This window comes from Isoptericola sp. NPDC057653 (assembly GCF_042799955.1).
Taxonomy (GTDB): domain Bacteria; phylum Actinomycetota; class Actinomycetes; order Actinomycetales; family Cellulomonadaceae; genus Isoptericola.
Window position 1 is genome coordinate 1,966,530 of sequence record NZ_JBHVHP010000001.1, and the last position, 24,690, is coordinate 1,991,219.

Annotated in this window: 17 protein-coding genes; all 17 read left to right on the plus strand. The window is 74.8% G+C overall.

The genetic code is table 11. From position 1 onward, the window contains the following. Positions 1 to 27: 27 nt before the first annotated feature. Positions 28 to 243 carry a hypothetical protein gene (locus ACFU9A_RS08935; protein ID WP_430574878.1) on the plus strand — a complete coding sequence of 72 codons (216 nt, stop codon included), beginning with the start codon at positions 28 to 30 and terminating at the stop codon, positions 241 to 243. A 255-nt stretch (positions 244 to 498) separates the two neighbouring features. Continuing rightward, a complete protein-coding gene (locus tag ACFU9A_RS08940; RefSeq protein ID WP_430574879.1) occupies positions 499 to 3,462 on the plus strand; it encodes an FtsX-like permease family protein in 2,964 nt (987 codons plus the stop codon). After that, on the plus strand, positions 3,462 to 6,200 hold the full coding sequence (locus ACFU9A_RS08945) for an FtsX-like permease family protein (RefSeq protein WP_430574880.1): 2,739 nt from the start codon (positions 3,462 to 3,464) through the stop codon (positions 6,198 to 6,200). The genes ACFU9A_RS08940 and ACFU9A_RS08945 overlap by 1 nt, the downstream gene beginning before the upstream one ends. 25 nt (positions 6,201 to 6,225) lie before the next feature. Further along, the gene (locus ACFU9A_RS08950; RefSeq protein WP_430574881.1) at positions 6,226 to 7,173 is read left to right on the plus strand and encodes an ABC transporter ATP-binding protein; all 948 of its coding nucleotides are present in this window, start codon (positions 6,226 to 6,228) and stop codon (positions 7,171 to 7,173) included. Further along, on the plus strand, positions 7,170 to 7,913 hold the full coding sequence (locus ACFU9A_RS08955) for an ABC transporter ATP-binding protein (RefSeq protein WP_430574882.1): 744 nt from the start codon (positions 7,170 to 7,172) through the stop codon (positions 7,911 to 7,913). Before ACFU9A_RS08950 ends, ACFU9A_RS08955 begins: the two co-directional genes overlap by 4 nt. A 365-nt stretch (positions 7,914 to 8,278) precedes the next feature. Next, positions 8,279 to 9,766, plus strand: a complete 1,488-nt coding sequence (locus ACFU9A_RS08960) for an ABC transporter substrate-binding protein (RefSeq protein WP_430574883.1) — start codon at positions 8,279 to 8,281, stop codon at positions 9,764 to 9,766. A gap of 250 nt (positions 9,767 to 10,016) precedes the next feature. Beyond that, on the plus strand, positions 10,017 to 10,943 hold the full coding sequence (locus ACFU9A_RS08965; RefSeq protein ID WP_430574884.1) for an ABC transporter permease: 927 nt from the start codon (positions 10,017 to 10,019) through the stop codon (positions 10,941 to 10,943). Then, positions 10,936 to 11,913 carry an ABC transporter permease gene (locus tag ACFU9A_RS08970; protein ID WP_430574885.1) on the plus strand — a complete coding sequence of 326 codons (978 nt, stop codon included), beginning with the start codon at positions 10,936 to 10,938 and terminating at the stop codon, positions 11,911 to 11,913. Before ACFU9A_RS08965 ends, ACFU9A_RS08970 begins: the two co-directional genes overlap by 8 nt. Continuing rightward, complete coding sequence (locus tag ACFU9A_RS08975) at positions 11,910 to 13,691, plus strand: dipeptide ABC transporter ATP-binding protein (RefSeq protein ID WP_430574886.1); 1,782 nt, start codon at positions 11,910 to 11,912, stop codon at positions 13,689 to 13,691. The genes ACFU9A_RS08970 and ACFU9A_RS08975 overlap by 4 nt, the downstream gene beginning before the upstream one ends. A 126-nt stretch (positions 13,692 to 13,817) precedes the next feature. Then, positions 13,818 to 15,536, plus strand: a complete 1,719-nt coding sequence (locus ACFU9A_RS08980; protein ID WP_430574887.1) for a BCCT family transporter — start codon at positions 13,818 to 13,820, stop codon at positions 15,534 to 15,536. A gap of 118 nt (positions 15,537 to 15,654) precedes the next feature. Further along, complete coding sequence (gene typA / locus ACFU9A_RS08985; RefSeq protein ID WP_430574888.1) at positions 15,655 to 17,565, plus strand: translational GTPase TypA; 1,911 nt, start codon at positions 15,655 to 15,657, stop codon at positions 17,563 to 17,565. Positions 17,566 to 17,581: 16 nt separating this feature from the next. Continuing rightward, positions 17,582 to 18,568, plus strand: a complete 987-nt coding sequence (locus ACFU9A_RS08990; RefSeq protein ID WP_430574889.1) for a PIG-L family deacetylase — start codon at positions 17,582 to 17,584, stop codon at positions 18,566 to 18,568. Continuing rightward, positions 18,565 to 18,966, plus strand: a complete 402-nt coding sequence (locus ACFU9A_RS08995) for a DUF6113 family protein (RefSeq protein WP_430574890.1) — start codon at positions 18,565 to 18,567, stop codon at positions 18,964 to 18,966. Before ACFU9A_RS08990 ends, ACFU9A_RS08995 begins: the two co-directional genes overlap by 4 nt. Positions 18,967 to 19,709: 743 nt before the next feature. Then, positions 19,710 to 21,791, plus strand: a complete 2,082-nt coding sequence (locus tag ACFU9A_RS09000) for a VanW family protein (protein ID WP_430574891.1) — start codon at positions 19,710 to 19,712, stop codon at positions 21,789 to 21,791. Then, a complete protein-coding gene (locus ACFU9A_RS09005) occupies positions 21,791 to 22,696 on the plus strand; it encodes a hypothetical protein (RefSeq protein ID WP_430574892.1) in 906 nt (301 codons plus the stop codon). The genes ACFU9A_RS09000 and ACFU9A_RS09005 overlap by 1 nt, the downstream gene beginning before the upstream one ends. Beyond that, on the plus strand, positions 22,693 to 23,661 hold the full coding sequence (locus ACFU9A_RS09010; RefSeq protein WP_430574893.1) for a prephenate dehydratase: 969 nt from the start codon (positions 22,693 to 22,695) through the stop codon (positions 23,659 to 23,661). The genes ACFU9A_RS09005 and ACFU9A_RS09010 overlap by 4 nt, the downstream gene beginning before the upstream one ends. Then, positions 23,658 to 24,674, plus strand: a complete 1,017-nt coding sequence (locus ACFU9A_RS09015) for a prephenate dehydrogenase (protein WP_430574894.1) — start codon at positions 23,658 to 23,660, stop codon at positions 24,672 to 24,674. The genes ACFU9A_RS09010 and ACFU9A_RS09015 overlap by 4 nt, the downstream gene beginning before the upstream one ends. Positions 24,675 to 24,690: the final 16 nt, after the last annotated feature.

The following is a 24,690-nucleotide window of genomic DNA, read 5'->3' on the forward strand; positions in this document are numbered from 1 at the left end:
GGGCTGAGGGAACCGAGGGAGGGCACCGTGGGCCTCGACGACGACCCGTTCGACCACCGTCTCACCAAGGACGGCAAGGTCCTGGTGAGCCGCGGCGGGCGGCTCGTGGTGACGGTCTCGGGTGCTCGCGCCGCGCGGTTGGTCGCGCTGCTCGGGCAGGACCCCCAGACCGACCAGGAGCTCCTCGCGCGGGCCACGGGGAACTACCGCCGGGGCAACGAGAAGCGCCCCCACCGGCCGTGACCTGGCCCGACGGGTGGGGGACCCGATGTCCGGAACCTCGACCGACGCCCTCCCTCCGTCGTGGCGGCCCCGGGAGGGCGCCCGCGGCCGCGCGAGAGGCGGGCGCGCCGCGCGGCAGAGGGGGACTAGGGTCCGCCCTGGACCCCCGCACCGGCGCGGGGACGACATGACGACGAGGCCCGGAGCGGGCCCGAGCAAGGACGCAGGAGGGCACGTGGTCGACGCCCGCGCTCCGCTCGCCACGAGGGCGGGCCGGTGAGCCGCGCCGGCCTGCTCGCGCGGCGCTCCGCCGCCCACCGCGGCCTGCTGGTCCTGGTCGCCCTGCTCGTCGCCACGGTGACCGCGGCGCTCGGCACGACGATCGGCACCGTGCGCGTCGCCGAGGCGCGGATCGTCCACGACGGACTGACCCGCGGCGGGGAGCCCGGCGTCGTCCAGGTGGTCACGCGCCTCGCCCCCGAGGCCGACGCGCAGGACGCGGCCCTGCGGCGCGACGTCGACGCCCTCTTCCCGGGCGTCCCGTACGACCTGGCGCGCGAGGAGGTGCCCGACGACGACTCGGACGCCCCCTTCGTGCGCTGGACGCTGACGCCGGACGTCGCCGCGACGGGCGCCGCGGACCTCCGGGTCGTCACGACGGGCCAGGCGGCCCTGCGCGACACCGTCCTGGAGGACGACGCCGTGCAGGTGCGGGGCGCCGAGGTGACCGGAGACCTGGGGGAGCGCGCCGCCGACGCCACCGCCGCGCTGGGCGCGGCGTCGGCCGTCGCGCTCGTCCCGATGCTGGTCCTCGCGCTCGCGGGGCTGATCGCCGTCGCCCAGCTCGCGCGGCTCCTGGCGGCGACGCGGGCGGGCGAGGTCCGGCTGCTGGTCTCGCGAGGCGCCTCGCCGGCGCAGCTCACCGGCGCCGCGGCCGCGGAGGCCGGGATCGTCGCGGCGGCCGGCGCCGTCGTCGGACTCGGGACGGCGCTCGCCGTCCTCGCCGCGCGGGGTGCCCCGACCGGAGCGCTGGCGGGCGACCTGGTGCCGGCGACCGTGGTCGCGGCGGCGGCGGCCGTGCTCGTGCTGGTGGTCGTCGAGGGGTTGCAGGCCCGCGCCACGGCGGCGCTGCGCCTCTCGGACGCCTCCGGCCGCGCCCGGCAGGCCGCCACCTGGGGCACCGTCGCGCTCGTCCTCGTCGCCGCCGCGGTCTCCCTGTGGCTGCTGCGCCGCTACGGGTCGCCGCTCGTCCCGACGCCCGACGGCGGGCAGACCGACCCGGCCGCGGCCGCGGCGCCCGCGCTCGTCCTCGCCGCCGCCGCGGTCCTCGCCGTCGCGCTGCTGGGGCCCCTGTCGCGGGCGTGGGCGGCGCTCGCCGCGCGCCGCCCCGACGCGCGGGTGCTCCCCGCGCGGCAGGTCGCGCGCCGGCTCGCCGTCAGCGCCGTCCCCGTGGTGCTCGTCGTCGTGGCCGCCGGGAGCGTCGTGCTCGCCGCGGCCTACACCGGCACCGGGCAGCGGCTGCGCCACGACGCGGCCGCCGTCGCCTCCGGCGGCGACGTGCGCGTCGTCGCGGCCCAGGGCTCGCCCGGGCCCGCCGCGCAGTACGCGGAGCTGCCGGGCGCCGCTTCCGCCGCGCCCGCGCGGGTCACGGAGGGCAACCTCGACGACGTCACCCTCTCCGTGACGGGCGTGCCCGCCGCCCGCCTCGGGCGGGTGGCGCTCGACACGGCCGGGTCGGGCGACCTCGACCGCCTCGCGGCGGCGCTGGCGGTGCCCGACCTGTACGACGGGAACCCGCGCCTGCCCGCGGGGACGACGGGGCTCACCCTCCGCGGCTCGGGGCAGTTCTTCGTGGTCGACCCGGCCGTCGAGGAGGACGCCGGGGCGCTCGGTGCCCCGGCCTCGTGGCGGTCGCTGCGGGAGCGGACGGCGGGGGACCCGGCCGGACGGGGCCTGCTCGAGACGCTGGAACGCGGGTCGATGCCGGTGCGCCTGTGGCTGGCCGACGCCGACGGGCAGCTGCGGGCGGCCGACGTCGGGAGCCTCGACGTCGACCTGGACGGCGACGGCGACGGGGCCCACCCGATCGGCCCCGTCGAACGGTCCTTCACGATGCGCGCGGACGTGCCCCCGGCGCCCGACGGACCCGACGGCACGCCGGGGGAGTGGACGGTGGTCGCGTTCGACGTGCTGCAGGTCGGGTCGGGGAACGACACCACGGTACTGCGGCTCTCCGTGGCCGAGGTGGACGCCACCACGGCCGACGGGACGACCTCCGCCGTGGACGTCGAGGACGTCGGCTGGGCGCCCGCGACGCAGGACGCCGCCGCGCGCTCCGCGTTCGACGCCCGCCCGGGGCTGGGCCTGAGCCTCGCCGCGCGCGTCGAGAACGAGCCGTTCCCGTCGCCGTACCGGATCATCGCCGCGGGTGCCGGTCGCGAGGCCGTGCCCGCCGTGCTCTCGCGGCGGCTCGCCGGCCTGCTCGACGTGCGCGTCGGCGAGCGGACGGAGCTCCCCGTCGAGGGCGGTGACCGGCTCGCGGTGGAGGTGGTCGGCGTCGTGGACGTCGTGCCCGGGGCGCGACGCCCGGCGGCGGCCCTGGTGGGTCTGGCGGAGCTGCAGGCGGCCTCGCTCCGGCTGACGACGACCCCGCCGGACGCCGGCGAGGTGTGGGTCCGCGCGGAGCCGGGGGCCACCGCGGCGGACGTCGCCGGGCTCGCCGCGGCCGCCGCGCGGTCGGCGCGGTCGGCGTCGTCGGGCGACGTCCAGGTCACGACCTCGCACGGCGGCGGCAGCTCGGACGCGACCGGCCCGGTCCGGCAGGCGTTCGTGGTCGCGGCCCTGGCGGCCGTGCTGCTCGCCCTCGTCGGCGTCGGCGCGGTGAGCCTCGCCGCCGTGCGGGGGCGGCGCGGCGAGGTCGCCGTGCTGCGCGCCGTCGGGATGCCTCCGCGGGCCCAGGGGAACGGGCGCGCGCTGGAGCTGGTCACGGTGACCGCCGCGGCGCTCGTCGTCGGGATCGCCGCCGGGTGGGGGCTCGCCGCGGCGACGGCGCCCGGCCTCGCGACGGCCACCCTCACGGGCTTCGCCGTGGTGCCGCCCGCGCTCACCACCCTCGAGCCCTGGGCCACGCTCGTGCCCGGCCTCGTGCTCCTCGCCGGGCTCGCGGCGGTCGCGCTCGCCGTGCGGGCCGGCGTCGCCGCGCAGGCGCGCGACGGCGCCTACCGCGAGGAGGTGCGCTGATGCTCTGGCTGCTGCTGCGTCGCCACCTGCGCACCGCGTGGGGGACGGCCCTCGTCCTCGCGCTCGTCACGCTCGTCGCGGCCGGGACCGCCACCGCCACCGCGCGGGCGATCGGCGAGATGCGCTCGGAGCAGGTCGCCTACGCCACCGACCAGCTCTCGACGCTGCGGAGGGACGTCGTCTCGCGGGCCGGTGAGGTCCCGGCCACGGAGCAGGGGCCCTCCGACTTCCCGGTGTACGAGCCCGACGCCGAGCCGCAGGTCCCGCCCGAGCCGGCGTGGGACGAGTTCCTCGCCGGGATGGTCCGGGCGCGCGACGGCCTCCCGGACCCCCTGCGGGGCGTGCTCGGCGAGCCGTCGTTCACCGTGACCGCGCGGAAGATCGAGACGGAGCACCTGCCCGGGTCGGGGATCCAGACGACCCAGGTCTTCCTCCGGGCGTCGGCCCGCCTGCAGCAGGACGTGCGGCTCGTCGACGGCCGATGGCCCCAGGCCACGCCGGTCCTCCAGGGCGTCAACGGGCCGGAGGGTAGCCGGCCCGTCGAGGTCGTCGTCAGCACGGCGACCGCGGACGTCCTCGGGTGGCGGCTCGACGGGACCTACGCCGCCGAGGTGTGGAAGCATCCCCCGCTGCGCGTCGTCGGGCTCTACGAGCCGGTCGACCCCGCCGCCGGCACCTGGGACCACCAGCCCTTCGGCCGCCGGGCCCAGCTCGCCACGACGCCGGACGGCTCCACCATCGCGAGCGCGGCCGCCTACGTGGACCCCGCGATGGTCGGACCCCTCGCCTGGCGCTACGCCCAGACCACCCTCTGGTACCCGGTCTCCGCCGAGGGGGTCGGGTCCGGCGACGTCGCGGCCCTGACCGACCAGGTGCGCGGGCTCACCCACGACACGATCGAGATCGTCCCGGGCGACCCTGTGGTGCTCCAGGCCCGCACCGCCCTCTCCGAGGTGCTCGACGAGCTGCTCCGCGAGCGCGTGACCACCGACGCCGTCCTCGCCGTCCTCGTCGTCGGGCCGCTCGGCGCGCTCGGTGCCGTGATGGTGCTGGCGGCGCGGCTGGTCGTCGAACGCCGGCGCGCGGCGCTCGCGGTCCTCCTCGCGCGCGGCGCGACGGGGGCGCGGCTGCGGCTCCTCACCGCGGCGGAGGGCTTCGTCGTGAGCCTGCCCGCGGCCGCGCTGGGCGTGCTGCTCGGCCTGCTCGTGCGGCCCGGTGCGGTGACCGGGACGCAGGTGCTGCTCGCGTGCGCGGCGGCGCTGGCGCCCGCGGTGGCCGCCGCCGCCGTCACCGTGCCCCGGTCGCTGCGCGGGGAACGGCGCGACCTCACGGCCGCCACGGGTCGGCGCTGGCGGCGCACGGCCGAGCTGGTGGTCGTGGGCCTCGCGGCGCTGTCGGTCGCGCTCCTGCTGCGTCGCGGCGTGGTCGGCGGCACGGGGACGGGCGGCGTCGACCCGCTGCTCGCCGCGATGCCGCTCCTGGTGTCCGGCGCCGCGGCGCTGGTCGCGGTCCGCGTGATCCCGTTCGTCGCCCGCGGGCTCGAGCGGCTGCTCGCGCGGCGCCGGGACCTCGTGCCGTTCCTCGGCGCCGCGCGCGCCACCCGGGCGCCGGCGGGCGGCGTGGTGCCCGCGCTCGCCCTGGTGCTCGCGGTCGCGGTCGGGGCGTCCTCGGCGGTGGTCCTCTCGACGGTCGACGCCGGCGTCGAGCGGCAGGCGCGGGTCCAGCTCGGCGCGGACCTGCGGGTCACCGGGCCCGCGGTGACGCCCGACGCCGTGGCGGCGATGCGCGCGGTGGACGGCGTCGCCGAGGTGGCGACCGTGGCCCGGGTGACCGACGTGGGCGACCTGACGTGGCCCGACGGGCACAGCCGCGCCGTCCAGCTGCTCGCCGTCGACGCGGCGGCCCTGGCCCGCGTCCAGGAGGGCGTCCCCGACGCGCCGGACGGGCTCGCCGACCTGGCCCGGCCGGACGTGGACGGCGCGCTGCCGATGCTCGCGATGACCGTGCCCGGCGCGACCGCGGGGACGGGCGACCTCGTGCTGGGCCTGCAGGACGAGCAGGCCGACGCCGCGGTGGTGGGCGCGCCCGACCTCGTGCCGGGGCTGGGGGACGCGCCGGCGACCGTGGTCGTGGACTCCGGCCTCGTCGCGGGCTCGCTCGGCACGGCCACCGAGGCCCGCACGGCGCTCGTCGCGCTGGAGGCCGGCGCCTCCCCGGACCGGGTGGGTGCGGCCCTGCGCGGCGTGCTCCCGGACGCCACGGTCGACGGCACCGCGTCGGCGACGGCCGACCTGCTCGACGCGCCCGCGGCGCAGGGGATCGCGACCGCCGCCCGGGTGGCGGTCGCGCTGGCCGGCGTGCTGGTGGCGCTCACCGTCGCGATCACCCTGGTGCTCGCCGCTCCGGACCGCGAGCGGCTCCTCGCGGTGCTGCGCTCGATGGGCCTGCGACGGGCGGAGGCGCGGGGGCTGGTGGCCTGGGAGGTGGCGCCGTGGGCGCTCGGCGCGCTCGTCGTCGGGGTGCTGGTCGGCGCTGTCGTGCCCGCGCTGCTGCGCGCCCGCGTGGACCTCACGTCGCTGACGGGCGGCGGCCCGCAGCCGGCGCTGGCGGTGGACCCGGTGCTGGTCGTGGCGGGCCTGGCCGGGTTCGTCGTGACGGTGGTGGCGGGCGCGGCCCTGGCCGCCGTCGTGGGCCGCCGGGCAGCGACGACGGAACAGTTGCGGGAGGCGGCGGAATGAGGGAGGACGACAGGGTGGTGACGACATGGTGGTGACCCAGGAGGACGCGCCCGGCCCGGCGCCGGACGCGGTCGGTCCGGTGCACGAGGAGATCCGCTGCCGCGGGCTCGTGCGGATCTTCGCGGCGGACGGCATCGAGGTGCAGGCGCTGCAGGGCCTGGACCTCACGGTGGACCGCGGCGAGCTCGTCGCCGTGGTGGGCGCGTCCGGCTCGGGCAAGTCCACGCTGCTGAACATCCTGTCGGGGATGGACCTGCCCACCGCCGGGTCGGCGGTGGTCGCGGGCACGGACCTGCTCGCGATGACGCGCCGCGACCGGGTGCGCTACCAGCGGTCCACGGTCGGGTTCGTCTGGCAGCAGACGGGCCGCAACCTGCTCCCGTACCTCACCGCGGCGGAGAACGTGCGGGTGCCGCTGGAGATCTCGCGGACGGGCACGCGGGACGAGCGCGCGGCGCGGGTGGCCGACCTGCTGGAGATGCTCGAGGTGGGCCAGGTCGCCGACCGCGTGCCCGGGCAGATGTCCGGCGGGCAGCAGCAGCGGGTCGCGGTCGCGGTCGCGGTGGCCGGGTCGCCCCGGGTGCTGCTGGCCGACGAGCCGACCGGCGAGCTGGACGAGGCGACGAGCGTGGAGGTGCTGGAGTCGCTGCGCGCGGTGAACGCCGAGACGGGCGTGACCACGCTGATCGTCACGCACGACCCGACGGTCTCCGAGCACGTCGCGCGGACCGTGCAGATCCGCGACGGGCGCACGTCCACCGAGGTGCTGCGGCGCACGGAGATCGACGAGGACGGTGCGCAGCGGCACGTCGCCGAGGAGTTCGCCGTGCTCGACCGGGTGGGCCGCCTGCAGCTGCCGCAGGACTTCGTGAGCGCGCTGGACCTGCGCGACCGCGTGCGCCTCGCGCTGGAGGACGACCACGTGGAGGTCCGGCCGGACGAGCGGCGGGGCCGGACGGGGGAGGGACGATGAGCGCGACGACGACGCGCCGGCCGACGACCGCGGTGCTGCGCGCGACGGGCGTCTCGCGGGTCTACGGCTCGGGCGCCGGCGAGGTGCGGGCGCTGGAGGACGTGTCGGTCGAGGTCGGAGCCGGCGAGCTCGTGGTGGTCGTGGGCCCGTCGGGGTCCGGGAAGTCCACGCTGCTGCACCTGCTCGGGGGCCTGGACCGGCCGACGGCGGGCACGGTGCACCTCGGGGCGGACCCGGCGGCCGAGGGCGGTCCGGGGGCGGCGGAGCGCGAGCTCGGCAGCCTGGGCGAGGACGAGCTGCACGCGGTGCGGCGCACCGAGATCGGGTTCGTCTTCCAGTCGTTCGGTCTGGTTCCGGTGCTCTCCGCCGCGGAGAACGTGGAGGTGCCGCTGCGGCTGGCGCGGGTCGACGCGGCCGAGCGGGCGGCCCGCGTCGCGGAGGCGCTCGAGGCGGTGGGGCTCGCGGACCACGCCGACCAGCGCCCCTACGAGCTCTCGGGCGGGCAGCAGCAGCGGGTGGGCGTCGCCCGGGCGCTGGTGGCCCGTCCGCGGGTGCTGCTCGCGGACGAGCCGACCGGCCAGCTCGACTCGGCCACCGCCCAGCGCGTCATGGTGCTGCTGCGCGACCTGGTGCACTCGCGGGGCGTCGCCGCCGTCGTGGCCACGCACGACCCCGAGCTCGTGGCGATGGCGGACCGGGTGCTGGTGGTGCGCGACGGCCGCCTGGTGGCGGTCGACTGACCCCGCGCACCCCCCGCGCGCGGCTCCCTGTACCACGGGCCGGCGAGTCCCGCAGGTTGCGACGAGATACCGGAATGGTCACGGTTCCGGGCGCAAACCGGGCAGAGGGTATGACCTGGGGCCGAGACGTGACTAGGCTCACCGGCGCACAGTGCAGTGCGCGCGCACACGCGCCTGTACCTCACCAAGGGGTGACCCCTTCCGGTGAGCGACCCAACTCAGGAGGACACGTGACACCTCGACGACGACTTGCAGGCATCGGGGCCTTTACCCTGGCCTCGGCCCTGCTGCTGTCTGCGTGCGGTGGCGGTTCCGGGGACAACCCCGAGGCCACGGGCGGCGACGGCGGCCCGACGACCGGCATCGTGACGGTCAGCAACGGCGAGCCGCAGAACCCGCTCATCCCCACGATGACCAACGAGACCTATGGCTCGAAGGTCATCAACAACCTGTTCGCCGGCCTGGTGTACTACGACGCCAAGGGCGAGGTGCACAACGAGATGGCCGAGTCCATCGAGACGGACGACCAGCAGACGTACACGATCACGATCAAGGACGGCTGGAAGTTCACGGACGGCACCCCGGTGACGGCCGACAGCTTCGTCAAGGCGTGGAACTACGGCGCCCTGCTGTCGAACAAGCAGAACCTCTCGTACTTCTTCGAGCCCATCGAGGGCTTCTCGTACGACAAGGACTCCGAGCTGACCGGCCTCAAGGTCGTGTCGGACACCGAGTTCACGGTGAAGCTGACCCAGCCCGAGTCCGACTTCGAGCTTCGACTGGGCTACGCGGCCTTCATGCCGCTGCCGGACTCGTTCTTCGACGACCCGAAGGCGTTCGGCGACAACCCGGTCGGCAACGGCCCGTACAAGCTCGAGTCCTGGGAGAAGAACCAGCAGATCTCGCTCCGCCCCAACGCTGACTACGCGGGCGAGCGCAAGGTCCAGAACGGTGGCGTCGACCTGATCGCCTACACCGAGGAGGACACCGCGTACAACGACCTCCTCTCGGGCAACCTGGACATCGTCACCAACGTCCCGTCGTCGGCCTTCGCCACGTTCGAGGACGACCTGGGCGACCGCGCGGTCAACCAGCCCGCGGCCATCATCCAGGTCGTCAACGTCCCGGAGTACCTGCCCGAGTGGGGCGGCGAGGCCGGTCACATGCGCCGCAAGGCCGTGTCGATGGCGATCAACCGCGACGAGATCACCAAGACGATCTTCAACGGCTCGCGCACGCCCGCCAAGGACTTCAGCTCGCCGGTCATCGACGGCTGGTCCGACGACATCGAGGGCAACGAGGTCCTGAACTACGACCCCGAGGGCGCCAAGAAGCTCTGGGACGAGGCCGAGGGCATCTCGAAGTTCGGTGACAAGGCGATCACCATCGCGTCGAACGCCGACTCCGACCACCAGACCTGGGTGGACGCGGTCTGCAACAACATCCGTAGCGCGCTCGGCGTCGACTGCGAGTTCGCGCCGTTCCCGACGTTCGACGAGTTCCTCGACGCCCGCGACAACAAGACCCTCAAGGGTCTCTTCCGTGGCGGCTGGCAGGCCGACTACCCGGCCATGAGCAACTTCCTCGGGCCGATCTACGGCACGGGTGCCGGCTCGAACGACGGTGGCTACTCCAACAAGGAGTTCGACGCCAAGCTGAAGGAGGCGGCCGGCCAGGCCGACCCCGACAAGGCGCTGGACCTCTACAAGCAGGCGCAGACGATCCTGTTCACGGACATGCCGGGCATCCCGCTCTGGTACCAGAACGTGACCGCCGGCTACGGCGAGGACGTCGACAACGTCGTGTTCGGCTGGGACAGCGACCCGCTGCTGTACCAGGTCACGAAGCAGTAGCAGCACCCGGCTGGTGATGTCGACCGGCCCGGGGCGAGCAGGGCAGACGCCCGATCTGCCCGCCCTGGGCCGGTCGTCCGATTCGGATGGTGCCGACGACGTCATGTAGCGTCGCGGGCGGCCACCCGACGTGAGGGGGGCGGGGCGTGCCGACGACGCACGCCCCGCCCCCGAGCCTGTCCGGGCAACGACGGCCGGACAACGACCCGTAGCCCGGGGGATCCCCGGAGCGAACGAGGAGAATAGACACATGCTCTGGTATCTCGGACGCAGGCTCTTGCAGATGATCCCTGTGTTCCTGGGGGCGACCCTCCTGCTGTACGCGATGGTGTTCCTACGGCCCGGCGACCCCGTGGCCGGACTGGGCGGGGAGCGTGGGCTCCCCGAGGCGGTCCAGGAACAGATCCGCGCGGAGTACAACCTCGACAAGCCGTTTATCGTCCAGTACCTGCTGTTCCTGCGTGGCGTGTTCACGCTGGACTTCGGGGTGGACTTCCGCGGCCGCGAGATCACGGACGTGATGGCGCAGGCGTTCCCCATCACGTTCCAGCTCGCCATCATGGCCCTCATCCTGGAGGGCGTCTTCGGCATCATGTTCGGCCTCATCGCCGGCATGCGGAAGGGCGGCTTCTTCGACGCGACGGTGCTGGTCCTCAGCCTCGTGGTGATCGCGGTGCCGACCTTCGTCATCGGCTTCGTCATGCAGTTCGTCTTCGGCGTGAAGCTGGGGTGGTTCCCCGTCAGCGTCGGCAACGACCCAGGCTTGTACGAGCTGTTCTTACCCGCGGTCGTGCTGGCCGCGACGTCGTTCGCCTACGTGCTGCGACTGACCCGCACGTCGGTCGGCGAGAACCTCAGCGCGGACTACGTGCGCACGGCCCGCGCCAAGGGCCTGCGTCGCTCGCAGGTCACCGGCCGCCACGTGCTGCGCAACTCGCTCATCCCCGTCGTGACCTTCCTCGGCGCCGACCTGGGCAACCTCATGGCCGGGGCGATCGTGACCGAGGGCATCTTCAACATCCAAGGCGTCGGCGGAACGCTCTACCAGGCGATCATCCGCGGCGAGAACGTCACCGTCGTCGCGATCACCACCGTGCTGGTCCTCGTCTACATCCTGGCGAACCTGCTCGTCGACCTCCTCTACGCAGCCCTCGACCCGAGGATCCGTTATGCCTGAGAACCGTTTCGAGACCGTGCCCGGCGGACGGCGACCCCGTCCTGGGCAGGAGCACTTCGCCGCCGAGGTGGACGAGGGCGGCCTCGGCGCCGTCGACGCGGTCAAGACCGACGCGGCCCCGTCGGGGCTGTGGCGCGAGGCGTGGCGCGAGATGCGCCGCCGCCCCCTGTTCTGGGTGTCGGCCGCGATCATCCTGCTCGTGATCGTCGTGGCGGCCTTCCCGGGCCTGTTCACGGACATCCACCCGCGGTTCGACTGCGAGCTCTCCAAGTCGCTCGCCGGCCCCGAGGCGGGGCACCCGTTCGGCTACGACAAGCAGGGCTGCGACATCTACTCCCGCACCATCTACGGTGCGCGGGCCTCGGTGCTCGTGGGTGTCATGTCGACCGTCATGGTCGTCATCTTCGGCACCGCCATGGGCGCCGTCGCCGGCTACTACGGCGGCTGGTTCGACTCCGTGCTGTCGCGCATCACCGACATCTTCTTCGCCATCCCGCTGGTGCTGGCCGCCATCGTCTTCATGTCGGTCACCACGAACCGGACCAGCTTCACCGTCGCGTTCGTGCTCGCCGCGTTCGGCTGGACATCCATCGCCCGCATCACGCGCGGCACCGTGATGTCCGTGAAGAACAACGAGTTCGTCACGGCCGCCCGCTCGCTCGGCATGGGCCGCGGCAAGATCCTGCTCCAGCACGTGCTGCCCAACTCGGCGGCGCCGATCATCGTGTACGCGACGGTCGCGCTGGGCACGTTCATCGTCGCGGAGGCGACGCTGAGCTTCCTCGGCATCGGCCTGCCGCCCAGCACCGTCTCGTGGGGCGGCGACATCAGCATGGCGCAGAAGTCCATCCGCGTGGCCCCGGAGATCCTCTTCTACCCGGCCGGCGGCCTGGCCCTCACGGTGCTCGGCTTCATCATGATGGGCGACGTCGTGCGCGACGCCCTCGACCCGAAGGCGCGGAAGCGATGACGACACAGTTCCCAGTGACGAACGGCAACCTGCCCGCCGGTGGGGGCGACGGCTCGAGCTACGAGGCCGGTACGGACAAGCCGCTGCTCGAGATCCGCGACCTGCAGGTCACCTTCAACACCGCCGAGGGTGACGTGCACGCGGTCCGCGGCGCCAACATCACCGTCTACCCGGGCCAGTCGGTTGCGATCGTCGGCGAGTCGGGCTCCGGCAAGTCGACCACGGCGCACGCCGTGATCGACCTGCTGCCGGGCACCGGCAAGGTGACCGGCGGCAGCATCATGTTCGACGGCCGCGACATCGTCGGGCTGCCCCGCGCGGAGATCGAGGGGATGCGCGGCCGCGACATCGGCCTCGTCCCGCAGGACCCGATGTCGAACCTCAACCCGGTCTGGCGCATCGGCACCCAGATCGAGGAGGCCCTCAAGGCCAACGGCTTCGAGGGCGGCAAGAGGGAGCGCAAGGACCGCGTCGCGGGCCTGCTCCAGGAGGCCGGTCTGCCCGACGCCGAGCGGCGCGCGCGGCAGTTCCCCCACGAGTTCTCGGGCGGCATGCGCCAGCGCTCGCTCATCGCGATCGGGCTGGCCTCGCGGCCGAAGCTCCTCATCGCGGACGAGCCGACGTCGGCGCTCGACGTCACCGTGCAGCGGCAGATCCTCGACCACCTCGAGCTCCTCACGCAGGAGCTCGGCACCGCCGTCCTGTTCATCACGCACGACCTGGGCCTGGCCGCCGAGCGCGCCGAGCACCTCGTGGTGATGTTCAAGGGCCGTGTGGTCGAGTCCGGCCCCGCCCGACAGATCCTCGCCGACCCGCAGCACCCGTACACCAAGCGCCTGGTCGCCTCGGCGCCGTCCCTCGCGTCGCGCCGTATCCAGGTGGCGCGCGAGGCGGGCGAGGAGTCGGACGACCTGCTGGCCCCCGACCTCGACGCCACGGTGCCGCGCGCCGGGGCGAAGGGTGCGGGCACGGCGGACATCGTGGTGGCGCGCAACCTCACCAAGGTGTTCACCATCCGCGGCAGCCGGCCCGGGGCGGCGACGGAGTTCAAGGCCGTCGACGACGTGAGCTTCACGCTCAAGCGCGGGCACACGCTCGCGCTGGTGGGGGAGTCAGGCTCCGGCAAGTCCACCGCCGCCAACATGGTGCTTGGTCTGCTGGACGTCACCTCCGGCACGGTCGAGTTCGACGGCTCGGACATCGCGACGCACTCCACCAAGGAGGCGTTCGCGTTCCGCCGCCGGATCCAGCCGGTGTTCCAGAACCCGTACGGCTCGCTCGACCCGACGTACTCGATCTTCCGCTCGATCGAGGAGCCGCTGGTCCTGCACAAGGTGGGCTCCAAGAAGGAGCGCGAGAAGCGGGTGCGCGAGCTCCTCGACATGGTGGCCCTGCCCCAGTCGGCGATGCGCCGCTTCCCGAACGAGCTCTCCGGCGGCCAGCGCCAGCGCATCGCCATCGCGCGTGCGCTGGCCCTGCGCCCCGAGGTGATCGTGCTCGACGAGGCCGTCTCGGCCCTCGACGTGCTGGTCCAGGCGCAGATCCTCGATCTGCTGGGCACCCTGCAGTCGGAGCTGGGCCTGTCGTACCTGTTCATCACGCACGACCTCGCCGTGGTCCGCCAGATCGCCGACCAGGTGGTCGTGATGCAGTCGGGCAAGGTCGTGGAGCAGGCCACCACCGACGAGGTGTTCGACAACCCGCGCGAGCAGTACACGCGCGACCTGCTCGCCGCCATCCCCGGCGCCGGGCTGGAGGGTTCCGCGATCGCGGGCTGACGCCCTCCCGCGGGAACCACGCGCACGGGGCCGCCGGACGACCGACCTGGGTCGTCCGGCGGCCCCGTCCGCGTTCCCGGCCTGCTCCGTTTGCCGACCCCCGTGCGCGGCGTCAGGGTGAGGGGCATGGCACGGGCGTCCACGCTGTCCCGCGGGGTCTTCTACCCGGCTGCGGGCATCATCCTGCTGTTCGTGCTCGTGGCGGTGTTCGCCACCGACGCCACCACGGCGGTGATGAACACCCTGCAGACCAAGGTGATCGGCGCGTTCGGCTGGTACTACGTGCTGCTGGTGGCCGCCTTCGTGATCTTCGCGGTCTGGATGGGCCTGAGCCGCTTCGGCGACATCGTGCTCGGCCCGGACGACGAGGCCCCGGACTTCAAGCTTCCGGTGTGGTTCTCCATGCTCTTCGCCACGGGGATGGGCATCGGCCTCGTCTACTACGGCGTGTCGGAGCCGCTGTCGCACCTCGTGGACCCGAAGCCGGGGGTCACGGGGGACCAGGCGACGCTGGCGCAGGCGGCGATCGGCCAGACCTACGTGCACTGGGGCTTCCACGCCTGGGCGATCTACGTCGTGGCCGGGCTCGCGCTGGCGTACGCGATCCATCGCAAGGGCCGTCCGGTGTCGATCCGCTGGGCGCTGGAGCCGCTCCTCGGGGACCGGGTCAAGGGGACGTGGGGGCACGTCATCGACGTCGTCGCCATCATCGGCACGGTGTTCGGCGTGGCCACGTCGCTGGGCCTGGGGGTGCTGCAGGTGGCGCACGGCCTGGGCTACCTCGACGTGGTCGAGCCGTCCGTGGGTCTCCAGATCGGGCTGATCGCCGTGATCACCGCCATCGCGGGGATGTCCGTGGCCTCGGGCCTCTCCCGCGGCATCAAGTGGCTGTCCAACGGCAACATGATGCTGGCGGGCGTGGTCCTCGCCGTCGTGCTGGTGCTCGGCCCCACCCTGTTCCTGCTGCGCAGCTGGGTGCAGTCGTTCGGCTACTACTTCGCGAACGTCGTCCAGATGACCTTCGACACGCTCGCCTTCCGCGGGGACGAGGGTCTCGAGTGGGAGTCGGGCTGGACGATCTTCTACTGGGGCTGGTGGATGTCGTGGGCCCCGTTCGTGGGCGTCTTCATCGCCCGCATCTCCCGCGGTCGCACCGTCCGGGAGTTCGTGCTCGGCACCCTCGCGGTGCCGATGCTGGTCACGACGATCTGGTTCAGCGTGTTCGGCGGTGCCGGGCTGAACCAGGAGATGACCGAGCCGGGCAGCATGCTGGACCCGGCCACGGGCGGCGTGAACACGGACACCGCGATGTTCCAGCTCTTCGACAGCCTGCCGGGCGCCGGCACCTGGCTCGCGGTCGCGGGGATCGTCCTCGTGGTGATCTTCTTCGTCACGTCGTCGGACTCCGGGTCGTTCGTCGTCGACATGCTGGCGCACGGGGGCAACCCCAACCCGCCGCCGTGGAGCCGGCTTTTCTGGGCGGCGATGCAGGGGCTGGTCGCCATCGCGCTGCTGCTGGCGGGCGGGCTGCAGGCCCTGCAGACGGCGTCGATCCTCATCGCGCTGCCGTTCTCGCTGGTGCTCATCGGCATGGCCGTGTCGATCGTGCGCGAGCTCAGCGCGGAGCACCGGGCGATCGTGCGCTCCGAGCGGCGCGCGGCCCGCGCGGAGCTGACCGAGCACGTCACCGAGAAGGTGGCGACGACGCTCGCCGGCCGGTGGGAGAACGTGCTGCCGTCGGCCCCCGGCGCCCTGCGGCTGCGCGTGCCGCGCCGCCGCGACGCGAAGCCCCCCGGGCGCGCGACCGGCTCCGGAGGGGACGAGGACGCGGGCTCGGGAGGCTGAGCGGAGGGGGAAACAGGGGCGGGGACGACGGCCATCCGCGAGCGGGTTCGCGCGGCAGGTAAGATGGTCGGGGCCCGATCGCGGGCCGCCCCTCCCTCCCCAGGAAAAGAGACCCTCGATGTCTGTGCGCTCAGACCTGCGCAACGTGGCGATCGTCGCCCACGTCGACCACGGCAAGACGACCCTCGTGGACGCCATGCTGCGCCAGGCAGGCGCCTTCTCCGCCCACCAGCACGTGGACGAACGGGTGATGGACTCCGGCGACCTGGAGCGGGAGAAGGGCATCACGATCCTCGCGAAGAACACCGCGGTCCGGTACGCCGGCCCGTCGGCCGCGAGCGTCGGCGAGCCCGGCGGCATCACCATCAACGTGATCGACACCCCGGGTCACGCCGACTTCGGCGGCGAGGTCGAGCGCGGCCTGTCGATGGTCGACGGCGTCGTCCTCCTCGTGGACGCGTCGGAGGGCCCGCTGCCCCAGACGCGCTTCGTGCTGCGCAAGGCGCTGGCCGCGAAGCTCCCCGTCATCGTCGTCGTGAACAAGGTGGACCGCCCCGACGCGCGCATCACCGAGGTCGTGGGGGAGACCACCGACCTGCTGCTCGGCCTCGCGAGCGACCTGTCCGACGAGGTGCCCGACCTCGACCTCGACGCGATCCTCGACGTGCCCGTCGTCTACGCCTCGGCCAAGGCCGGCCGCGCGTCGGTCGACCAGCCCGGTGACGGCTCGCTGCCCGCCAACGAGGACCTCGAGCCCCTGTTCGCGACCATCCTCGAGAAGATCCCGGCCCCGACGTTCGACGCCGACATGCCGCTGCAGGCGCACGTCACCAACCTCGACGCGTCGCCGTTCCTCGGCCGCCTCGCGCTGCTGCGCATCTTCAACGGCACCCTGCGCAAGGGCCAGACCGTCGCCTGGGCGCGCCACGACGGCACGCTGACGAGCGTCCGCATCACCGAGCTGCTCGAGACCAAGGCCCTGGACCGCGTGCCCACCGAGTCCGCCGGCCCCGGCGAGATCGTGGCCGTCGCGGGCATCGCCGACATCATGATCGGCGAGACGCTCACGGACGTCGACGACCCGCGCCCCCTGCCGCTCATCACGGTGGACGACCCCGCGATCTCGATGACCGTCGGCATCAACACCTCGCCGCTGGCCGGCAAGGGCGGCAAGGGCCACAAGGTCACCGCCCGCCAGGTGAAGGACCGCCTCGACGCCGAGCTCATCGGCAACGTGTCGCTCAAGGTGCTGCCCACCGAGCGCCCGGACGCGTGGGAGGTCCAGGGCCGCGGCGAGCTCGCCCTGGCGATCCTCGTCGAGCAGATGCGCCGGGAGGGCTTCGAGCTCACCGTCGGCAAGCCGCAGGTCGTCACCAAGCAGGTCGACGGCAAGCGGCACGAGCCGATGGAGCGCATGACCATCGACGTGCCCGAGGAGTACCTCGGCGCCGTGACCCAGCTCCTGGCGCAGCGCAAGGGCCGCATGGAGACGATGAGCAACCACGGCACCGGCTGGGTGCGCATGGAGTTCATGGTCCCGGCCCGCGGCCTCATCGGCTTCCGTACCCAGTTCCTCACGGAGACGCGCGGCACCGGCATCGCGGCCTCCATCTCCGAGGGCTTCGAGCCGTGGAACGGTCCGATCGAGTCGCGCAACACGGGCTCGCTCGTCGCCGACCGCGCGGGCAAGGTGACGCCGTTCGCCATGATCAACCTGCAGGAGCGCGGCTCGTTCTTCGTCGACCCCACGCAGGAGGTCTACGAGGGCATGATCGTCGGCGAGAACTCCCGCAACGAGGACATGGACGTCAACATCACCAAGGAGAAGAAGCTGACGAACATGCGGTCCTCGACCGCGGACAACTTCGAGAACCTCATCCCGCCGCGCCACCTGACGCTCGAGGAGTCCCTCGAGTTCGCGCGCGAGGACGAGTGCGTCGAGGTGACGCCGGAGGTCGTGCGCATCCGCAAGGTCGAGCTCGACGCGACCTCCCGCGCCCGCGCCGTCGCGCGCGCCAAGCGCGCCTGACGGACCGGCGACGCCCGTGGGGCTGCTCGCGGTGCACGCGCACCCGGACGACGAGACCCTCGCGACCGGTGCGCTGATCGCGTCGTGGGCGGCCGCCGGGCGGCCGGTCACGGTGGTGACCTGTACGCGCGGCGAGCGCGGCGAGGTCATCGACACGCCGTCGCACCCCACGGGCCTGGCCCGGCTGGAGGGCGACGGGCCCGCGCTCGCCGCCCACCGCGAGACGGAGCTGGCGGCGGCGCTGGCCGCCCTCGGCGGCGCCCCGGGCGTCGTCGCGCAGGACTTCCTCGACGGCGTCGCCCTCCCGGACACCCGGGCTGCCGGGGGGACCGCGGAGGTGGAGGCCACGCGCTTCGAGGACTCCGGGATGGCATGGGTCGCGCCGGGGATCGCCGGCCCGGCCGACGACGCGCCGCCGACGGCGTTCGCGCGCGTCCCGCTCGACGACGCCGCGGCGCGGCTCGCCGCCCTGGTCCGGGATCGTCGGCCCGCCGTCGTCGCGACCTACGAGGCCCGCGGTGGCTACGGCCACCCGGACCACGTGCGCACGCACGACGTCGCCGTGCGGGCGCTCGCCCTCGCCGCGGACCCGGGCGCGCCCGTCCCCGGCGAGCCGTGGGCGGGGGCGGAGCTGTGGCAGGCGGTGACGCCGTCGGCGGCCCTGCGGGCGTCCCGCAGGGCCCTGGCCGGTGCGCCGGACGCCCGGGCCCTCGCGGACCGGGCCGGGCTCACCTTCCCCGACCCCGACGAGGAGCTGCCGCCGCTCGCCGGGCACGACGACGAGCTCGCCACGGGCGACGTCCGCACCGTCGAGGTGGCGCCGGTGCTCGACCGGGTGCTCGGCGCGATGTGGGCGCACGCCACGCAGGTGCAGCACGCAACGTCCGGGCCGGCCGGCGCCCCCGCCCTCCTGGGCTGGTACGCGCTGAGCAACGACGTCCTCGCCCCCGTGCCCGCGCACGAGTCGTATCTGGTGTCCGCGCCGGTAGGCTCGGCGCGATGACCACGCCCGAGCACTCGACCGCCCCGGCTCGCACCGGCCGCTGGTGGCGGACCGCCGCCCGAGCCGTGCTCGCGCTCGCCCTCGGCGCCGCCGTCGGCGTGCTGGGCACCGTCGCCCACCGGACCCAGTGGAACGACCTGCCGGTCGGCATCGTGCTGGCGCTGGCCATCACCCTGTCCACGGCGATGCTGTGCCGGGCGTGGGCGGGGCTCGGCCCCCTGCTCGCCGCCGGCGCCGGCTGGGTGGTCGCGGTGCAGGTGCTGTCCGTCGCGGGGCCGGGCGGGGACGTCCTCGTGCCGGCCCAGGCCGTCGGCCTGGTGTGGACCTACGGGGGCCTCGCCATGTTCCTCGTCGCCGCCTTCCTGCCGCGGTCCTGGTTCACCGACCGCCGGGCCTGACCCGGCGGGTGTGAGCGTCCCGTGCGCGGCCCCGGGCCGCGCGTGACGAACGTGTGGGGACTCGTGCCCGAAATGGCGGTTTCACCCGAACTGCGGCGAGGTCGGGCAGAGGGCCGCGAGTAGGATCCTCCACGCGGGTCCGGCCCGCGCCCACCTGTCCTTCCCGGGGCGTCGTCCCCGCACCTCCTCCCCGACGGAGCCTCTGCATGGGTCACCCGACCGAGCGCGATCCGGCGAGCACCGGATCCGCACCCGCCGAGCCCGCGCGTCCCGACTCCGGGGCCGAGCCCGACACGACGGCGACGACCCCGGCAGCGACGCCGGCGACGACGCCCGCACCGTCCGCGCAGCCCGCCCCGCCCGCCACCGTGCCGAGCGCTCCCGCACCGGCGGCGGCGACGCCGCCTGCTGCGACCCCGCCTGCTGCGACGCCGCCTGCCGCGAACTCGCCTGCTGCTGCGACGCCGCCTGCCGCGACCGCGCCTGCTGCTGCGGCGCCGCCTGCCGCGACCGCGCCTGCTGCTGCGGCGCCGCCTGCCGCGACCCCGCCTGCTGCCGCGACCCCGCCTGCTGCCGCGACCCCGCCTGCTGCCGCGACCCCGCCTGCTGCCGCGACCCCGCCTGCTGTCGCGACGCCGTCGGCCTCGACGCCGTCGGCCTCGACGCCGTCGGCCTCGACGCCGTCGGCCTCGACGCCGTCGGCCTCGACGCCGCCTGCCGCCGCCCCGGCCGCCGCGACGTCGATGCTGGCGGAGAAGCCCGAGGAGCCCGAGGAGCCCGAGGAGCCGTACCAGCCGCGCGTGCGCCTCTACGAGCAGCGCGTGATCGCGACGGTCGCCGCGCCGGCGACGGGTGCCCCGACCCAGGCGCTGCCCGCGGTGTCCGTCGCCGCCGCCGCGCCCTCGGTCTTCGCGGCGCCCGGGGGCCCTGCCGGACCCGGTGGCCCGGCAGGCCCCGCCGGCCTTGGTGGCCCTGCCGGTCCTGGTGCGCCCGCCGGACCGGGTGGGACGGGTGGGACTGGCGGGTCCGGCGGACCCGAGGGTCCGACGTCGGGTTCGCCGCTCGACGGTCTTGCCGGCGACGGCGCGCCCAGCCGCGCGCCCAAGGTGGCGCTGTGGGCGGGCGTCGGGCTCGTCGTCGTGGCCGGCCTCTACGTGGGGGCGCAGGCGGCGGTCGCGGGGTCGGTGCCGAAGGGCACGACCGTCGCGGGCGTCGACATCGGCGGCATGGACAGCGCCGCCGCGGTGGCCGCGCTGGACGACGGCCTCGCGCCGCGGGCCGCCGAGCCGGTCACCGTCCAGGCGGGCGACGCGTCGAGCACGGTCGACCCCGCCGACGCAGGCCTGTCGTTCGACGCGGACGCGACCGTCGAGGGACTGACCGGGTTCTCGCTCGACCCCGCGCACCTGTGGGAGCACCTGGTGGGCGGCGACGAGCTCGCCCCCGCGGTCGACGTCCGCCGCTCGGCGCTGACCGAGGTGCTCTCGGGGCTGGAGGAGTCGCTGCAGGTCGAGCCCGTGGACGGCACCGTCGGGTTCGACGGCGCCAAGGCCGTCGCGACGAAGGCGAAGACGGGCTCCAGCGTGCTGGTCGACGAGGCCGTGGACACCGTCGCGGACGCCTGGCTCGTCACCTCGGGCCCGGTCGAGCTGCCGACGAAGACCGTGGCCCCGGCGATCACGCAGGAGGAGACCGACGCGGCCCTGGCCGAGGCCGAGCAGGTCGTGAGCGGCCCCGTCGAGGTGGAGGTCGGCGACCAGACCGCGGAGCTGAGCCCGAAGACGCTCGCCAAGGTGACCTCGTTCAAGGCGGCCGACGGCTCGCTCACCGCGAAGTTCGACGGCGACAAGATCGTCTCGGCGGTCGTGAAGGGCACCGACGGACTGCTCACGGAGCCGGACGACGCGCACTTCGTCTTCTCCGGCGGCAAGCCGGTGGTCGAGGGCGGTGCCCAGGGCACGTCCCTGGACCCGGACACCGCGTCGACGGAGGTCGGCAAGGCCGCCCTCGGCGACTCGCGCACCACCCAGCTCACGCTGGTCGAGCGCGACCCGGAGCGCACCAAGGAGGCGCTCGAGAAGATGGGCGTCAAGGAGGTCGTCTCCGAGTTCTCGACCCCGCTGACCAGCGACAGCGTCCGCACCCGGAACCTGATCCGTGGCGCGCAGCTCGTCACGGGCACGCTCGTCGCCCCCGGCGAGACGTTCTCCCTGCTGGACACCCTGTCGCCCGTGACGGCGGCGAACGGGTACGTGCAGTCGGGCGTCATCAGCAACGGCGTGCACACCGACGCGATCGGCGGCGGGCTGTCGCAGATGGCCACGACCACCTACAACGCGGGCTACTTCGCCGGGTTCGACGACGCGGGCCACCAGCCGCACAGCTACTGGTTCGACCGCTACCCCGCCGGGCGCGAGGCGACCATCTACGTGGGCGCCATCGACATGAAGTTCACCAACGACACCCCGTACGGCGCCGTCATGCAGTCGTGGGTGTCGGGCGGCCGCGTGCACGTCGCCATCTGGTCCACCAAGTACTACGAGGTGAAGACCTCGGCGGGCGACAAGCGGAACGTCGTGCAGGCCACCCCGGTGCGCAGCACGGGCGCGTCGTGCGAGAGCTACCCGGGCGGCAGCGACGGCTTCACCATCACGAACTACCGCAAGGTGTACCACGACGGCAAGCAGGTCAAGGACGAGTCGAAGACCTGGACGTACAAGCCGGACAACCCGGTGGTGTGCGACCAGCCGAAGGCCGACCGGGACCAGGAGCGCAAGCCCGCCGACCACGGGGACGACGACGACGGCAAGGCCAAGGAGGACTGATGCTCGGACGCTCGGAACGCGAGTCCCCGGCGCACGCCGCGCAGGCGGCGCACGACGCGGGATGGTCGGGGGTCGCCGCCGGCTCGGCGGTGGTCACGGCCGTGGCGGACGAGTCGCTCGAGCTGCTCGACCTCGGCACGACGTCGGACACGCTCGCCACGGTGGCGACGATCGACGACCTCGCCGCGGTCGTGCACCTGGGCCACCCGGAGCAGCCGTCGCCGGCGCTCGAGGAGGCGATCCTCGCGGGCGACCCGTCGCTCATCGTCACGGCGGCGGTCGCCGTCGCGCCGCAGTGGGTGTGGGTGGCGCCGGCGGGGGCGTCGGGCGGCCAGGTCGTCATCGACGAGGCCGGGATGCGCGACTGCCAGGACCTGCTGCGCGGCATGGGCGTGAGCCCGCGCCTCGTGCCCACGCGGACGTCGGTCGACGAGCGGGTCGCGCTCGCGGGGGCGGCGGGCTCGATCGTCGTCGAGCGGTCGCGGGTGCCCGCCGGCTGGGCCGAGGTGCCCGGCAGCGAGCGGCTCGCCGGCCGCCTGCCGGTCTGGTACGGCCTGCTCGAGGCGCGCGCGGCCTGGCCGCGGTTCGACGCGCCCGCACAGGTGTGGCTCGCCGTCGGGCCCTCCGACGACCACCGCGGGTCGCTGCAGCACACGCTGGCCGTGCTCTCGGCCGCGGGCGTGGACCTGCAGCACCTGCGCAGCCACCCGTCCACCCGCGGGCCGCACGTGTTCTTCACCTCGTTCCGCTGCCCGTCGGTCGACGTGCTGGACGGGCTCGTCGCCGAGCTGGACGGCCGGGGCGTCGCGCACCGCACGCTCGCGGTGCTGCCGGGCGAGGGCTTCGTGCCCGGACCGGTCCCGCTCGCACCGCGCTGGGCAGAGGGCGGGCAGGCCGGGGCATGAGGGTCGCGTACCTGGGGCCGGAGGGCACGTTCACCCACGAGGCGGCGCGCCGCTGGGCCGGGGGCGCGGGCGCCGCGGCCGAGGACGCCGCCCTGGAGCCGCTCGCCACGGTCCGCGCGGTGCACGACGCCGTCGCCTCGGGGGCCGCGGACCGCGGGGTCGTGGCGATCGAGAGCTCGGTCGAGGGGTACGTCGTGCCGTCGCTCGACGCCCTCGTGGGGAGCCCCGACGTGGCGGCCGTCGACGAGGTGGTGCTCGACGTGTCGTTCGACGCGTTCGTCCGGCCCGGGCACGCCGACGACGCGGGCCTGCGCGAGGCGACCGCGCACCCCCACGGCCTGGCGCAGTGCACGCGGTTCGTCGCGGAGCGCGGCCTGCTGCCGGTGCCCGCGTCGTCCAACGCGGCGGCCTGCCGCGACCTGGCCGAGCACCAGGTCGCGTTCGGCCCGCGGCTGTGCGGGGAGCTGTACGGCCTGGAGACCCTCGCGACGGGGGTGGAGGACTTCGCCGGCGCGCGGACCCGCTTCCTCGTGCTGTGCCGCCGCGACGACGCCATGGCCGCGTGGGCGCCGGTCCGCGCCGCGGACGGGGACGGTGCCGGGGCCACGTGGCGCACCATGCTCGCGATGACGCCGGTCGTCACGGGGCCGGGCGTGCTCGCGCGGGTCACCGGCGAGTTCGCGGCCCGCGGCGTCAACATGACGAGCCTCGTCGAGCGCCCGCTGAAGGTGCGCGAGAGCCAGTACGTGTTCGTCGTGACGCTCGACGGCGCCCCGTGGGAGCCGCGCGTGCGCGACCTGCTCGCCGCGCTCCTCGGCGCGGGCGACTCGCTCAAGGTGCTCGGCGCGTTCCCGGTGTCGCCGGGCGGGCCGGGGCTGGACGGCGTCCTGCCCGACCACGTGCCCACGGGCAGCGTGCTGCAGCAGGACGCGGACGAGACCCTCGCCCGGGGCCTGCTGTGGTGACCCGCGGCCCGGCCGGGACGGTGGCCGTCGTCGGCCTGGGCCTGGTCGGCGGGTCGCTGACCCGGCTGCTCGCGGCGCGCGGCGTCGACGTCGTCGCGACGGACCTGGACCCCGGGACCCGGTCGGACGCCCGCGCGGTGGGCCTGAGGGTCGCGGACGACCTCGCCGCGCTGTGCGCGGCGGCCCCGGACCTGGTGGTGCTGGCCGTGCCGCTGCGGGCCGTGCGTGCGACGGCGGCGGAGCTGGCGCCGCTCCTGGCCGGGGGCGACGCGACGCTGACCGACGTGGGCAGCGTGAAGGGCCCCGTGCGCGCCGCGGTGCGGGCGGCGGGCCTGGGCGACCGGTACGTCGGGGCCCACCCGATGGCCGGCACGGAGCACAGCGGGTTCGCCGCGTCCGACGCGGGCCTGCTCGACGGCGCGCCCTGGGCGGTCACCGTCGCCGAGCCGGGTGCGGCCGCCGCGGACGAGCCGGCGCGCCTGGCGCAGGTGCTGCGCCTGGTGACGGGGCCGTTGGGCGGCACCGCGGCCGTCGTGACCGACGACCGGCACGACGAGGCGGCCGCCCTGATCAGCCACGTGCCGCACGTGCTGGCCACGCAGCTGCTCAACGCGGTGGCGGGCGCCCCCGTGCGCGACCTGGCGCTGGGCCTCGCGGCGGGCAGCTTCCGCGACGGCACGCGGGTCGCGCTCACGGACCCCGCCCGCACCGAGGCGATGGTCACGGAGAACGCCGCCTGGGTGGCGCCCGCGCTGCGCAAGGCGGTGCGGGACCTCGAGGTGGTGATCGGGGCGCTGGAGACCAACGGGTCGCTGCACGACGTCTTCCACGCCGCCGACGACGTCCGGGCCGAGCGCGCGGGCCGCGGGCGGCCCGGCGGCGCCGAGGAGCGCGTGCCGCTCGCCGGCGGCTGGACGCCCGCCGCGGTGGACGCCCTCGTGACGCGCGGCGCGGCCGGGGCCGTCGTCGTCGGCGTGGACGACGACGCGGTGCGGGTGCGCGCGCCGCGCTGACGCGTCGCCCCTGGGC

Bases quoted from the DNA above. Each gene is read 5' to 3' on its own strand.
- ACFU9A_RS08945 (WP_430574880.1), top strand. From the start codon at position 3,462: ATGCTCTGGCTGCTGCTGCGTCGCCACCTGCGCACCGCGTGGGGGACG.
- ACFU9A_RS08950 (WP_430574881.1), top strand. From the start codon at position 6,226: ATGGTGGTGACCCAGGAGGACGCGCCCGGCCCGGCGCCGGACGCGGTC.
- ACFU9A_RS08955 (WP_430574882.1), top strand. From the start codon at position 7,170: ATGAGCGCGACGACGACGCGCCGGCCGACGACCGCGGTGCTGCGCGCG.
- ACFU9A_RS08965 (WP_430574884.1), top strand. From the start codon at position 10,017: ATGCTCTGGTATCTCGGACGCAGGCTCTTGCAGATGATCCCTGTGTTC.
- ACFU9A_RS08970 (WP_430574885.1), top strand. From the start codon at position 10,936: ATGCCTGAGAACCGTTTCGAGACCGTGCCCGGCGGACGGCGACCCCGT.
- ACFU9A_RS08975 (WP_430574886.1), top strand. From the start codon at position 11,910: ATGACGACACAGTTCCCAGTGACGAACGGCAACCTGCCCGCCGGTGGG.
- ACFU9A_RS08980 (WP_430574887.1), top strand. From the start codon at position 13,818: ATGGCACGGGCGTCCACGCTGTCCCGCGGGGTCTTCTACCCGGCTGCG.
- typA (WP_430574888.1), top strand. From the start codon at position 15,655: ATGTCTGTGCGCTCAGACCTGCGCAACGTGGCGATCGTCGCCCACGTC.
- ACFU9A_RS08995 (WP_430574890.1), top strand. From the start codon at position 18,565: ATGACCACGCCCGAGCACTCGACCGCCCCGGCTCGCACCGGCCGCTGG.
- ACFU9A_RS09000 (WP_430574891.1), top strand. From the start codon at position 19,710: ATGCTGGCGGAGAAGCCCGAGGAGCCCGAGGAGCCCGAGGAGCCGTAC.
- ACFU9A_RS09005 (WP_430574892.1), top strand. From the start codon at position 21,791: ATGCTCGGACGCTCGGAACGCGAGTCCCCGGCGCACGCCGCGCAGGCG.
- ACFU9A_RS09010 (WP_430574893.1), top strand. From the start codon at position 22,693: ATGAGGGTCGCGTACCTGGGGCCGGAGGGCACGTTCACCCACGAGGCG.